General features: G+C 58.9%; 14 protein-coding genes. 6 read left to right on the forward strand and 8 right to left on the reverse strand.

Going from position 1 to position 12605, the window contains the following annotated elements; all coding sequences use genetic code 11:
* Positions 1-50: 50 nt before the first annotated feature.
* Positions 51-254, reverse strand: a complete 204-nt coding sequence (locus V1290_RS01380; protein ID WP_334362634.1) for a cold-shock protein — start codon at positions 252-254, stop codon at positions 51-53.
* A 260-nt stretch (positions 255-514) separates the two neighbouring features.
* Between V1290_RS01380 and V1290_RS01385 the strand changes: the two genes are divergently transcribed.
* Positions 515-928: a hypothetical protein gene (locus V1290_RS01385; RefSeq protein ID WP_334362635.1), complete on the forward strand. Its 414-nt coding sequence runs from the start codon at positions 515-517 to the stop codon at positions 926-928.
* Between the two features lie 4 nt (positions 929-932).
* Positions 933-1550 carry an SOS response-associated peptidase family protein gene (locus V1290_RS01390; protein ID WP_334362636.1) on the forward strand — a complete coding sequence of 206 codons (618 nt, stop codon included), beginning with the start codon at positions 933-935 and terminating at the stop codon, positions 1548-1550.
* 11 nt (positions 1551-1561) lie between these two features.
* Here the strand turns inward: V1290_RS01390 and V1290_RS01395 are convergent, their stop codons facing one another.
* Positions 1562-1834: a hypothetical protein gene (locus V1290_RS01395; RefSeq protein ID WP_334362638.1), complete on the reverse strand. Its 273-nt coding sequence runs from the start codon at positions 1832-1834 to the stop codon at positions 1562-1564.
* Positions 1835-2146: 312 nt separating this feature from the next.
* Positions 2147-2350 carry a cold-shock protein gene (locus tag V1290_RS01400; protein ID WP_334362639.1) on the reverse strand — a complete coding sequence of 68 codons (204 nt, stop codon included), beginning with the start codon at positions 2348-2350 and terminating at the stop codon, positions 2147-2149.
* Positions 2351-3596: 1246 nt separating this feature from the next.
* Here V1290_RS01400 and V1290_RS01405 point away from each other — a divergent pair.
* Together V1290_RS01405 and V1290_RS01410 are read left to right on the forward strand one after the other, a co-directional pair.
* On the forward strand, positions 3597-3884 hold the full coding sequence (locus tag V1290_RS01405) for a DUF3551 domain-containing protein (RefSeq protein WP_334362640.1): 288 nt from the start codon (positions 3597-3599) through the stop codon (positions 3882-3884).
* 60 nt (positions 3885-3944) lie between these two features.
* Complete coding sequence (locus tag V1290_RS01410) at positions 3945-4322, forward strand: hypothetical protein (RefSeq protein ID WP_334362641.1); 378 nt, start codon at positions 3945-3947, stop codon at positions 4320-4322.
* A 365-nt stretch (positions 4323-4687) separates the two neighbouring features.
* On the opposite strand, the gene V1290_RS01415 is transcribed toward V1290_RS01410, so the two are convergent.
* Positions 4688-5116: a helix-turn-helix domain-containing protein gene (locus V1290_RS01415; protein WP_442894957.1), complete on the reverse strand. Its 429-nt coding sequence runs from the start codon at positions 5114-5116 to the stop codon at positions 4688-4690.
* Positions 5117-5444: 328 nt separating this feature from the next.
* On the opposite strand from V1290_RS01415, the gene V1290_RS01420 reads away from it, so the two are divergent.
* Positions 5445-5657 (forward strand): PRC-barrel domain-containing protein, encoded by a 213-nt coding sequence (locus V1290_RS01420; protein ID WP_334362642.1) that lies wholly within the window; start codon positions 5445-5447, stop codon positions 5655-5657.
* Positions 5658-5927: 270 nt separating this feature from the next.
* Here the strand turns inward: V1290_RS01420 and rocD are convergent, their stop codons facing one another.
* The 3 genes from rocD to V1290_RS01435 all read right to left on the reverse strand — a co-directional run bounded on the left by rocD (position 5928) and on the right by V1290_RS01435 (position 10079).
* Positions 5928-7142 (reverse strand): ornithine--oxo-acid transaminase, encoded by a 1215-nt coding sequence (gene rocD, locus V1290_RS01425; protein ID WP_334362643.1) that lies wholly within the window; start codon positions 7140-7142, stop codon positions 5928-5930.
* A 288-nt stretch (positions 7143-7430) separates the two neighbouring features.
* Positions 7431-9206, reverse strand: coding sequence for an adenylate/guanylate cyclase domain-containing protein (locus tag V1290_RS01430; RefSeq protein ID WP_334362644.1), 1776 nt, complete (start codon positions 9204-9206; stop codon positions 7431-7433).
* Positions 9207-9506: 300 nt separating this feature from the next.
* The gene (locus V1290_RS01435; protein WP_334362645.1) at positions 9507-10079 is read right to left on the reverse strand and encodes a group I truncated hemoglobin; all 573 of its coding nucleotides are present in this window, start codon (positions 10077-10079) and stop codon (positions 9507-9509) included.
* A 451-nt stretch (positions 10080-10530) separates the two neighbouring features.
* Here V1290_RS01435 and V1290_RS01440 point away from each other — a divergent pair, with 451 nt between their 5' ends.
* Positions 10531-11376, forward strand: coding sequence for an HD domain-containing protein (locus tag V1290_RS01440; protein WP_334362646.1), 846 nt, complete (start codon positions 10531-10533; stop codon positions 11374-11376).
* 248 nt (positions 11377-11624) lie between these two features.
* Here V1290_RS01440 and V1290_RS01445 read toward each other — a convergent pair whose 3' ends face one another.
* Positions 11625-12602, reverse strand: a complete 978-nt coding sequence (locus tag V1290_RS01445) for an ABC transporter substrate-binding protein (protein ID WP_334362647.1) — start codon at positions 12600-12602, stop codon at positions 11625-11627.
* Between the last annotated feature and the right edge of the window lie 3 nt (positions 12603-12605).

Raw genomic sequence — 12605 nt, forward strand, 5'->3', positions numbered from 1 at the left:
CCGACACAATGCTTCCTCACCGATGCTTCCATCTTCTGATGGCCTACCGTTCAGCCAACCCTCAAGTTCTCGGCCGAGATCTTGCCGCGGTGCTCTTGCACCTCGTAGCTGACCTTCGCGCCTTCGTTCAGCGTGCTGAGGCCAGCTCTTTCGGCCGCCGAGATGTGTACAAAAACGTCTTTGCCGCCGCCGTCGGGTTGAATGAAGCCATATCCATTGGTCGGGTTGAACCATTTTACAGTACCGATCGCCACGTCACTTCTCTCCTTGGAGTGGGTTGAGGGTCGCAGCCTACGGTCTCCGGCCGGTTGCAGGCAAGCGGCGCGCAACAGCGCCGCTCTCGGCATGCGGGATCGGACGTGCAACCCACCTGTGCTCTGACGCCGTGCGGGCTCGACCGCAAGGTTAACGTCGCTGAACCAAAGGTCCTTGACCGTTCTCTTGCGCTCGAGCGCCTGTTGGGCCGCCAAGGGTAGCGGCTTGTCGATGGCCCGCCCGACATGACAATCTCCCCATGACCACGAAGTCACGCCAGCAGATCTATGGGAGCTCCATCCACGCATCGGCCGAGCGCGCCGCGGCGGCGCGCAAGGAGGCCGATCGGCTCGCCTGTAAGCCTTGGAACGATCGAATGCTCGGATATCAGGGACCTGCCCAGCCGTCCCCTGCCCTCGGCGATGCTCTCAATGCGGGTTTTCTATATCTCGAAGTCAAGTGCCTCGGCTGCAGCACGCATCAAACGGTGGCGCTGAATACGGAGAGGCGGCCGAAGATCACGCCGATCCACGAGTTGGAACGCTACCTGCGCTGCAAGGAGTGCTCACGGCTCCAAGGGCGACCGTTCAAGCGTAGCCATCTGGTGGCACTGCGAGCGACCAAAATCTCCGCGAACGATCCACCGTCGACATGGTGGCCGGGGGAACGCTGAGCAGATGTGCAATCTCTATTCGATCACGACGAACCAAGAAGCGATCCGCGCCCTCTTTCGCGTGGTCAATCGTTATGTCGGCAACCTGCCGCCCATGCCCGGCGTGTTTCCGGATTATCCTGCTCCTATCATCCGCAACGCCGGCGCCGAGCGCGAGCTCGTCCTAATGCGCTGGGGCATGCCTCCACCCCCGCGGACCGGCGGACCGCCGGTCACCAACATCCGGAATACCTCGTCACCGCATTGGCGCGGCTGGCTTAAGCCGGAGAACCGCTGCCTGGTGCCGTTCAACAGTTTTGCCGAGTACGCGCCCGAGCCAAACCCAGAGACGAAGAAAAAGGATGTCGTCTGGTTCGCAATCAACGACGATCGGCCGCTGACCTGCTTTGCCGGCATCTGGACCGAGTTCAACGGCGACCGCGGCACCAAGTCGAAGCCAGTACCGGGGCAGCATCTGGTCTATGGTTTCCTCACCACCCAGCCGAACGCCGTCGTCGAACCTATCCAGAGTGCGAACGTCTGGATACGCGCGCCCTGGGACGAAGCCAAGACGCTGCAACGGCAGTTGGCGGACGGCGCGCTGATGATCGTCGCCCGCGGCGCGGACAAGGCGGCCGCGTGAAGCCTAACGATCTATGATCGTCGGGAATCGATTAACAAACAGCGGAGTTCATCGATCCGCCGCGCGAAGTCCAACGCATTGGCCTTCAACACCTCCATGGCGTGGCCGCGATGACGTTCGTTTTCCAATTCTATGATTCGGTCGTTAAATTCGTCCAGGTGCTTTTGCAGTTTCTCGATTTCGTGTTGAATAGGAAAACGCGCAGCGGGATATTGGTCGACCTTGGCCTGGATCTCTGCGCGCATCGCCAAGAGATTGCCGAGTCTCGGCTGCCGTGCGGTCATGGCCCCTCCGAATCGCGCGGTTGACCACATCATCCTATAACCAGCCCGGCGGGTGTGACAGCGCGTCATCGGGACGCCGCAACGAGCCGCATGGATACCGGCCGAGAATAAAAATGGCCCCAGCGCGTAACGCGCGCCGAGGCCATCCAAAATATTCACATTTCAAACAGCCAGATAGGGTAGTGGGTACCCATCTGGCGCGCTAACAGGAGCGGGAAAAGCTGGCAACGTCTGCACAATAGTGAACAGAGCGTGGAAGATTGTTTGAGTGTGGCCCGCCAGCGTGGCGGCCCCCTCTACGATCCTCGACTATCAACCTACCCTAAGGTTTTCGGCGGATTCTTTCCCGCGGTTCGCTACCACGTCGTAGCTCACCTTGGCGCCCTCATTCAGATTGCTCAGACCTGCCCTCTCGACGGCTGAGATATGGACAAACACGTCCTTGCCGCCAGTGTCGGGCTGAATAAAACCGTAGCCCTTTGTCGCGTTAAACCACTTCACTGTACCTATCGCCACGTCAATTCTCCCCATTGATTCTAAAACACGAAAAGATGGCGACCGAAATCCGGCGAAAGAAAGGGCCCGGCAGCGTGAATCCTCGCACGCGAAAGCCGCCGCTGGGCCGTATCAGCGACGGCTCTTACGCATTACTCTCGCGGCGATGACCTCCGCGATTGCTCAAATCGTCTCGGCCGGCAGTTTAGGAAGGGTTGGCCGCTTGGATCCTGGGCAACGCCCGCGCATGGGAACGGGAGGCACTTGAGCGCGTTAATGCTGGCGCTATGCCATCCGGCGCTGGCGCGTTGGGATGACGGCCCCAGCCTACAAGCCCCCAGGCTGGGGCCGTTTCCATTAGGGAGCCGACGATGCTCCGGACATCTCTCATCCTATGCGCCCTATTCCTGATGGTCTCGGCCTGTGCGAGCGGTCCCCATGTAGCCGACATGCCGCATTGGATGGGCGGACTGCCGCCGGGCGCGCCTCCGCGTCCGGCTACGCCAGAATACGACGCCTGGCAGGCTGAGCGGGCGAGGGAAGCCGCGAGGCCAAAAGCCGGGAGTGCCACCCAGCCGACACGATGATTGAGTCAGAGGGTTGGAACGCTTCAGGCCCCCGGCGAGTCGTTGAGCCGGTATCGTTCACGCGTTTGGACGGGCCGTGGACAAAGCGGCCGCCTATGCAATCTCAGCCGGTCTCGTCGGCTTCGGCGTATGGATCGCTATTGCTGGCCTAAGCTCCAGTGCACCGGCTTTATGGATTTGCGCTGCTCTCGTCCCCATAGCGGTCGGGCTCATCAGCGCTGTCGGCCCCACTTAAAACCCATCCCCCTTTTGGGGGCGCCTCGGATCCGCAAGATTTCCACATGGACGACACGCTGTAGCTTCGTGCTACTTCGGTCCCCAAGCGATTGATAATTTGCGCGATCTCGTCGGCGCGGAATCATTGCTGATGACTTCGCGGCACGACACTCACGATGGGCAGGCAAGTACCTGCCAAGCGGCCCTGCAGACTGGATTGCGAACGGGCACGTTACTTGTTGCGTTCAGTGCCCTCGGTGAACGCGATCGGCGTTTAGTGGACGTCTGGTTGGGATACCCTGCCCCAGGATCAACCTTGGTCGGTGGTCGGCTGGCGCTTCTTCTGCAAGCAGTGCAGCACGGCTGGCTCAGTGACTCATTGCGCGGGCCTGAACCATTCCGAGCACATTGATTATTGCCCACCATCTAAGCACGGCTGTTGTGCCGACTTCGAGGAAGATCCAATGCGCACTTTGGCTTTGACGATTTTGACGATGAGTATAGCCCTAGCAGACGGGCAAGCCCGGGCTCAGACATATGGCCCGGGTTTTTATGGTTCCCCCTTGGCTTATGAGAGCGTACCGAATAGCTACTGCCTGCGAGGGCGGATATGGGGCTATCCGGGCAACTGCCAATTCTCCAGCTACGCCCAATGCATGGCTACCGCGAGTGATACCGACGCCTTTTGCGGGATCAATCCCCAATACGCTTTCGCGCTCCGGCGGCGCGGCGACTACCGACCCCGATACTGAGCGGCAGTGAAGCATCATTGCGGCAGCCTTGGCCACAGCCGAGCGTCTTGATGACAGATATTGGCGTACGACTGGCGAGCGCGACCGACAGGCTTGCGTGGCAGGGGGACATACGACTACCGGCAGAACGGGATTGGCTCGGCGAATGGCCGCGCCTACGACAATTTCATTCGCATCTCGAAATCGAAAGAGGCCGGCATGCTGGCCATCAAGGGCGAGGCCACATGGGGTTCAGGCAGCCGCACCCATACCGGCGGGTTCGATTACGACGCAAAGCCTTCTGCCGATAAAATGAGCTTCGGCGACGGGACGGACGAAATCGACTGCCAAGTCACTCTGCAGCTCGTCGGCAAGTTACTGGTTGTCGGCGACAATCTCCATTGCGGCGGCGCAAACGTGTCGTTTTCAGGGATCTACCAAAAGAGACCCAAGCGATAAAGGAGTGTGCAACCGGCAACATAGGTAACAGTTCAGACCGACGACATAGGTAACACAATTCTTGTTTCGTTCAGGTCTGTTGTTGTTGGGGCTGTGGACCCTGTGGGGAACGCGCAGCGTTGCCCACAAGTCCACAGCCCTGGCGTTTGGGTTGCCGCAGCCGGTCGCCACGATGCGCGATGGTTCCTAGCATGATCGGTCCATAGCTGACGGTCCAGCCATCCTCGTTTTCGGCAAGGGCGACAGGTTCGCCGACCAAGGCTGCACTGATGTAAATCATGTTGCCGTTCAGCTTGATCTCGCCGTTATGACGGACGCGTCGCACGTCGTGGTCATCGCCATATTCCGGCTCGCGCAGGATGCCGTCAAAGCGCCGCGCGGAAACCTGATAGCAATCGGCGGGCGTGGCATTGTCGAGCGCCTGGTGCGGCCGCTCCTCGTTGTACTGCCGCTGGAACCCCGATCGTGCTCGCCACAGGCCACTCCGTCGCAGGAGCGCGACGTTCCAGATAGGCCCGCACCTTTACCGGTCCCCAGGTCGGATGCGCCCGCCGCACCTCTAGGCAACGCTCGGCAATGTTCGGTGCCATCGCTTGCGGATGATGCAGCGGAGTTCGCGAACGGTCGAGCAGGCCGGCAGCCCCTTCCTCTTCAAAGCGCGCAAGCCACTTGTACCCAACCCGACGGCTCACACCGAACCGCCGGCAGATCGCCGCAAACGACTCCTCACCCTTCTCAACCGCCACCATAAAGCGCATCCGCTCTTCCACGGCACAGGTCTCCTTCCACCCCATCGACAAGGTCCTCCTTGCCGACCAGTTGACCTGTTACCTATGTCGCCGGTCTACTCTGTTACCCATGTAGCCGGTCAGGACCGGAGTGCTAGTGGGCCTTGGGGGGAAACAAGCGCGTGGCAAAGACACATGTGGTAGATCCGACTTCGATGCCAATTGTGATCTCCTCTGGAGTGGTCGGCCGATCGATTGCAGCAGCGCATACAAGAAAAGCCATTCGAACTCTTGATGACCCGGTCTCGTGTCGGAGCGAGAGTGAGGGCGCCGCTTCCGGATGCGCCGACGATGACATCCGCAGCCCTCGCATGGCCTGATTTCGGAGGCAACTATGCCTACGGCGAAACTCCATGCATTAACAATCCTTGGCGCGCTCGATGAGGCCCGGTCTGAGCTTGTCGGCAAGGCCGTAGTTCTCACTGATGGAAAGGCCGGGACAGTAGAGAACGTTTGGCTTGACGAGTTGCACGGCCTACGAATTTCGATCAGTGGCCACGATGGAACGTGGCCCGTCTCAACCATCAAATTCGCGCAGACCGGCTGAAACGGCTAAGGCCGAAAGACTGTCTCGAACCGGCATCGCATCGGACCGGCGGTTTCGTCATCAGCGATCCCGCGCACAAGAGATGGCCGAGCTGTATCCCTCCACCAGCAAGCACTCGAGACCAGTAGCTCGGGGAAGGGAAATAGCTCAGCAAGCGCGTGCATCCGCACGCGAGTTTTGAAATGGGTTTTCGGCATACCGAGAAGATGAGGCATGCGGGCGTGTATCGAGACCAACAGAACGACGGCAATCGGCGGCGCTGGCCAGTGGTCACGAGAAATCCTGCCACAAAGTGGCGGCGATCTGTTCCAGCGCCCAGTCGACCTGATCGCTGGAGATAACAAGCGGCGGGGCGATGCGAATCGTGTGCCCATGTGTGTCCTTGGCGAGGATGCCTCGGGCCTGCAGGGCCTGACAGTAGCGACGAGCACCGCCTGCTTCCGGGTGAAGCTCGACGGCCAGCATCAGCCCGCGTCCGCGCACTTCCCGGATCGTGTTGCTGCGGATGCTGCTCAGGCCATCGAGAAAGCGGGTGCCCTGGGCGGCTGCGTTCTCGATCATCCCTTCCTCGACCAGCACGCGCAGCGCGGCCCGAGCCACCGCACAGGCCAGCGGATTGCCGCCGAAGGTCGAACCATGCTGGCCAGGTTTCAGGGTGCCGAGCACCGCGTTGTTCGAAAGCACGGCCGACACTGGGTAAAAGCCGCCGGACAACGCCTTGCCGAGCAGCGTGACATCCGCCTCGATGCCCTCGTGCTGTTCCGCAAGCAGCTTGCCGGTGCGGCCGAGCCCGGTCTGGATCTCGTCCAGAATCAGCATCACGTCGTGCTCGGTGCAGAGTTGGCGCACCGCTGTAAAGTAATCTGACGGTGGGATGACCACGCCCGCTTCTCCCTGAATCGGTTCGACCAAAAAGGCGACCGTGTTGGGCGTGATTGCCTTCTTCAGCGCCGTGGCATCGCCGAAGGCGATGATCTTGAAGCCCGCCGCGAACGGTCCGAAATGGTCACGTGCCGCCGGGTCGGTGCTGAAGCCGATGATGCCAAGGGTGCGGCCGTGAAAATTATCGGCGCAGACGATGATCTCGGCCTGCCCGTCCGGCACCCCCTTCACCTCATAGCCCCATTTGCGCACCGACTTGATCGCACTCTCCACCGCTTCGGCGCCGCTGTTCATTGGCAGCACCTTGTGGGAGCCGGTCAGCGCCGCGATCTCTTCGTAGAAGAGGGCGAGTTGGTCGTTGTGAAAGGCGCGCGACGTCAGTGTCAGCCGGCCCGCCTGCTCCACCATCGCGGCCAAGATCTTCGGATGGCAGTGGCCCTGATTCACCGCGGAATAGGCGGAGAGGCAATCGAGGTAGCGATGGCCTTGCGTATCCCAAACAAAGACGCCCTCGCCGCGCGACAGGACGACGCCGAGCGGTTCGTAGTTCCGGGCGCCAAAGCGCGCTTCCCTCGCGATGAAATCAGTGACCGATGGATCCATGTTTCGTCACTCCAGTTGGAGCGAACTGGCAGGCATGGGCTATCGCCATTTTCCAGCCTGCGAATGCCCGATGATCATCAAATTACCACAGGCAGTTTGCTTGCGGACGCATTGGGTGACGGCCGTTTGGGGCCTGCCCAAGGGGGTCGGCGCCCCCAGTTATCCTCGCGCTGCATGATCCCTCCGGCGAGACAGCCTGTCTAGGTGTATACCGACGACGTCCGCTCTACCCCCTATAAACAGACATCGTTACCGTGCGTTGGCATGTCTCGAATGGGCCAATAACGGTCATTCCGGCATCCCCGCGATCCGGAAAGCCTGCGCCAATCTGTCGATATCTTCCGCCCTGCGAAATGGGGTTCTGTCCCTGATTCGAGAAATTCGTGGGGGCGGGTTCAGTTGCGCGCAGATCTCTCGTGCTTCCTCAATCCGTCCAGACATCGCATGGCATGCCGCCAGAATAAATTGTGCGCTCCGATAATTTGGTTGCTGCCGAAAAGCAGTTGTCGCCCATAATGTGGCGTCCGTGTTGCGGCTAGCGAAAAAATGAGCATAGGCCAGCCCGGTCTGGACAATGAAGATCCGTGGATCCAGCGGGTTCAAACGCGAGGTGACCTGGAATTGCTCGATCGCAGCATCTACGTCACCGAGATAAAGGTGGACCCAACCGCTCCAATGTCGTGCGGTAGCCAGATTTGGGTCTAGGTTAATCGCGCGCGAGAGGAGCGCTGCGCCCTCCTCGACCTCACCTAGGAAAGCGAGCACATTTCCGGCCCTTGCGAGCACCGATGGATCGTCTCTATCGAGTTCGATCGCCCGCCTCGCGAGCCGGCGGGCTTCAACTCTTTCCTGAGCCGCGGTGCTCCATCCGAATGTTTTCCTTTGTACATAGCAACGAGCGCCGAGCGCGTACGCCGCCGCGAATTCGGGATCGATATCGCTGGCAATTTTTTTGGTGAGCTTGAGCGCTTCAATGTTCGCTTCACTGGTGAATTTACGAAAGTAAGCGAGCGCGCGAAGATAATAGTCGTAGGCCTGAAGGCTCGCAGTCGGCTTGTGCTTTGCGCGCTCGATTTCGGCGCGTTCAAGCTGAGGAGAGATTGCGCCGATCACGCTCATGGTGACCCGATCCTGCAGATCGAAAATATCATCGAGTTGGCTGTCGAACCGGTCCGCCCAGAGATGCTTTCCTGTTGCGGCATCAATGAGCTGTCCCGAGATGCGAACGCGATTGCCGGCCCTGCGGACGCTGCCCTCCAGCACATAGCGGACGCCAAGCTCGCGGCCGACCTGTTTGATATCGAAGGCTTTGCCTTTGTAAGTAAAGGTGGAGTGCCGCGCGATGACGAAAAGCGATTTGGACCGCGACAGACCGGTAATGATGTCCTCGACCATGCCGTCGGCAAAATACTCCTGTTTCGGATCGCCGCTCATATTCTCGAACGGCAGCACCGCAATGGAGGGCTCGTCGGGGAGAGGGAGCGGCTGCGCAGTCTCGCTCGATAGGTTTGTTACCATTGCCGGAGAAGAGATAGCGGCAATGCGCACGCGCCAGACCCGTATCGGTTCGGCGATATTCTTCAAAGATTGCGAACCCGTGTCCTCAAAAATGATATCTACCTTGCCACGAATTTGCCGGTGAGCATCGTCGGAAATGCTAATGCCGCCCGGTTCTGCGATCTCTTCGAGACGCACCGCAATATTGACCCCGTCACCAAAGATATCGTTCTCTTCGATAACAATATCACCGACATGAATGCCGATGCGAAATTCGATCCGCTTGACCTGCGGCACATCGACATTTTGTTCGGCCATGCCGCGCTGAATTTCGACGGCGCAGCGTAGGGCATCTACGACGCTCCCGAACTCAGCGAGAGCGCCGTCCCCGGTGTTCTTGACGATGCGCCCGCGATGATCGCTGATTTTGGGATCAAAAAGCGTCTTTCTCAGAGCTTTCAGTTGCGCCAGCGCGCCTTCTTCGTCGATCCCTATCAAGCGGCAAGAGCCCGCAACATCCGCCGCCAGAATCGCTGCCAGTCGCCGCTCTACGTGCTCTCTGCTCAAGATGCACCCCCGGGGCTCGGGGAAACTTAATGTTCATATAGCACAATTGTGGACCAATGTCTGGCTAAGCTGATGTCCGAAATGGGGTCATTCGGTACCGAAACGCGAAGTCCGCGCGACGTCCGCTTCTACCCTGATAGCGACCACACCGCGGATGCACCGACACGTCGCAAAAGTGCCAAAAACAGACTCGTTGTACCGGAGCTAGTAGGTTTCATTCGGTCATCTCGTCGGGCGCAGCAACACTTCCCGCCCAGCTTTGGCTGAGCGGGATCGCATGGACTGAGCAGCACAGCAGCTTCAGCCGCGCTTGGCTGCCGCGACGTAGCCGGCCGTGACCTCGTCCTTGTGGGCGGCGAAGGCTGCCAGGACTTCGGCCTTCTCGCGTTTCGGGACCTTGGCGAAGTCCAGCGTCCGTCCAAGTTCAGCTGCGACCTCATCGAATTCGGCTGGGGAGATCCTGAGATCCCGATGGGCCTCCTCAAGGCCGAGCGGCGTCCTGCCAGGCTTGGTGGCCATGAACTGGAAGGGCCCACCCGAAATGTTGCAGACCCACAGTGTCCGCATGAACTTGAGGCCGGGCAGCCTTTTCAGGTTCTTGGTGTGCCATTCCCGCAGTTGCGGGTTCTTGGACTTCTGGCCGACGACGGGGTTCTTCACGATGGCGTCGCTGAAGTGATCCACCACCCCCGCGATGGCGAATACGCCCCCCAGCCGCTCATACAGACTTTTCTCAGACGTGGTTTCCTTCGTGGTTTCCTTGGCCTGCGCGTAGGCGTTATTTGCCCTCGCCAAAGCGACTGGGGCGGCGCTCACCGCCAGCCCTGCGACTAGGCTTCGTCTTGTGATGGAAGTCGAAAGATCCTGTGCCATTGGTTGTCCTCCTTTGTTATGTTCGAAGGCGTCCCGAGCCGCGTGCGCGCTGTACGAACTCGGTATTGTCCGATGCCAACGGGTCCGTCCGCAGGTAACTGGACCGTCGCATCGGCGCTTTCCTCACTGCTCACCTTGGATGGTCTTGAGGGCAAGAGGTTCCCGTCAAAAACCGGAGGGGCGTCGGATCCACAGGACCGCAGGGCGCAATGGCGAAACCCCGATGAGCAGACAGTTTCTGAGCCGGTGGGCACCGCATTCGTGCCAAAAACCGGACTCATGCACCGCAGCAACCAGCGAGCGTTTCGATCACTTCATCAGCTCGAACGAGAGGCGTCTGTCAACGTCAGACCGAGCGGACTGCGTTCACCTTGGAAGCGTAACGACCGACGTTTTTCGCCTTCCAGATTCTTCGCAAGATGCTAGCATCTTGCCGTCCTGGAGATGGTCGGTGAAGACGATCACGGCATTAGCAGCCAAGAAGTTGGGCAAATTTCTCGCCAAAGATTTCCGTCGTATTTTTGGTCCAGCACAGGACGATATGGCTGAGCGTTTAGGCTCCTTTGCGCGCAGTACCATTGAATGTCTGGCCAGAAGCGATGCTCTTTACCACAATTACGAGCACACCCTACAGGTCACGATGGTCGGACGTGAAATTCTAGCCGGAATGACACTTTCACAAAGAATAGAACCCACTGATTACAGCCATCTGATCGTCGCTTGTCTGTTGCACGATATCGGCTATGTGCGTGGCGTTCTGAGCCGTGACACGGAAACCGAGTTCGTGGTGGACGGGAGCGGAAACAAAATTACACTTTCTCGCGGCGCATCAGATGCAGCCCTCTCGCCTTATCACGTCGATCGATCGAAGCTGTTTGCCTTTGAGCGCCTCGGAAATTCCCCCATTCTCGACGCGTCCCGTATCGCAGCCGCAATTGAAATGACGCGCTTTCCAGCACGTCTGGATCGCTCGAACGCTAATGAGAGCATAGAGCCAAAACTAGTCCAAGCTGCCGACCTCATCGGACAGCTTGGGGATCCAATGTATTCGCGAAAGGCCAATGCGCTCTATAGCGAGTTTGAAGAGATCGGAAAAAACCGTCAGCTTGGATATGCCTCGCCAGCTGATATTATCGACAAATATCCCACCTTTTTCTGGAACAGCGTTTCGACGCACATCGAGGACGGTCTAAGATATCTGAATATGACGGTTTCCGGCCGACAATGGATAGCTAACCTGCATCATCACCTCCTATGTGCGGAGCATGCCCATCGCTTCATGGGACCTCAGCGTTGACAAGTCAAAGTTGTCGCTTTGCGACCCTTCGATCAACGTGCTGCGGTACGGTCTGCTTTATGCGCAAGGTCTTATTCCCGTAGTCCACTTGGCCATTTTAACGAACCAGCAGATCCGCTTTTTGTAGCGCCGTTTTCGCCGTCCGCTGAGCACTTCCGGTCGTCCCCCGACAGCGGACATCGTCAGAAGCGGTCGGCATGTCTCAAAAGGGCCAACTGCGGACTCATGCACCGCGGCGAATAACACGCCTATTCAATCACCTCGTCCGCGCGGGCGAGCAATGTTGGAGGCACACCGATGTTCAAGGCATTAGCCGCTTTTACATTGATCACCAACTCGAATTTTGCCGGCTGTTGGATGGGAAGCTCGGCAGGTTTGGCGCCTTTGATGACTTTGTCTACGTAGGCAGCGCCTCTCTTGAAGAGATCGACGAGGTCGGGGCCATAGCTCATCAGCGCTCCCATCTCGACAGCATCGCGATAACCAACAATCGTGGCTAATTGTGCCTCCCGTGTAGCATCAACGATATTACGTCGATACGTCCACAGCAGACCCTCTGGAAAAACAATGAGCCCCTCAACGCTTCCGCGAAGCGAATGGAACACAACATCGATGTCCTCGGCCCGGCGCACATCATAAGCCTTGAGAGTGAGGTTTGCCGATTGTGCTGCGTGCCTTACCGCATCGAGGTAGAAACGGCTGCCAGGATTTGCAGAATTCCAAAGCGCACCAATTCGGGTGATTTTAGGGGCTGCTTCGTGCAGAAGCTGGAGCATTTTCGCGTTTGTTTCCGGCGTGACCTCCAAAGAAAAGCCGGTCAAGTTGCCACCGGGATGGGAGATGCTGGCGGCTAGGCCACCTCCTACGGGATTAACAACGGCAAGCGCGACGATTGGTATCTGTGCTGTAGCTTTCTTGGCAGCAACAGCCGGGGGATGGCCTGCCGTGACAATCACGTCCGGCTCACTTTCGGCCAACTCGCGCGCTACATCGTCGTATTGGCTCTCATGACCAGCCATCCAACGGTACTGGATCGACAGGTTGTGCCCCTCACTATAACCTAACTCGTTCAATCCTCGCCTGAAGGAGTCAGCAAGAGGGTTCGGACCTGCCGCAACTGAAAAGAAAACAACTCGCCACACTTTTCCTGATCGCTGCGCTCTAACAGATAGCGGCACGAGCATAGTGGTAACCCCACCCATAACGAGGCTTCGTCTATCGATCATGCG

It is taken from the genome of Bradyrhizobium sp. AZCC 1578 (genome assembly GCF_036924675.1).
Lineage (GTDB): Bacteria > Pseudomonadota > Alphaproteobacteria > Rhizobiales > Xanthobacteraceae > Bradyrhizobium.

What these genes read in the sequence shown, in the direction of transcription:
- V1290_RS01385 (WP_334362635.1), top strand. Translation starts at nt 515, where the DNA reads ATGACCACGAAGTCACGCCAGCAGATCTATGGGAGCTCCATCCACGCA.
- V1290_RS01390 (WP_334362636.1), top strand. Translation starts at nt 933, where the DNA reads ATGTGCAATCTCTATTCGATCACGACGAACCAAGAAGCGATCCGCGCC.
- V1290_RS01395 (WP_334362638.1), bottom strand. Translation starts at nt 1,834, where the DNA reads ATGACCGCACGGCAGCCGAGACTCGGCAATCTCTTGGCGATGCGCGCA.
- V1290_RS01405 (WP_334362640.1), top strand. Translation starts at nt 3,597, where the DNA reads ATGCGCACTTTGGCTTTGACGATTTTGACGATGAGTATAGCCCTAGCA.
- V1290_RS01415 (WP_442894957.1), bottom strand. Translation starts at nt 5,116, where the DNA reads ATGGGGTGGAAGGAGACCTGTGCCGTGGAAGAGCGGATGCGCTTTATG.
- V1290_RS01420 (WP_334362642.1), top strand. Translation starts at nt 5,445, where the DNA reads ATGCCTACGGCGAAACTCCATGCATTAACAATCCTTGGCGCGCTCGAT.
- rocD (WP_334362643.1), bottom strand. Translation starts at nt 7,142, where the DNA reads ATGGATCCATCGGTCACTGATTTCATCGCGAGGGAAGCGCGCTTTGGC.
- V1290_RS01435 (WP_334362645.1), bottom strand. Translation starts at nt 10,079, where the DNA reads ATGGCACAGGATCTTTCGACTTCCATCACAAGACGAAGCCTAGTCGCA.
- V1290_RS01445 (WP_334362647.1), bottom strand. Translation starts at nt 12,602, where the DNA reads ATGATCGATAGACGAAGCCTCGTTATGGGTGGGGTTACCACTATGCTC.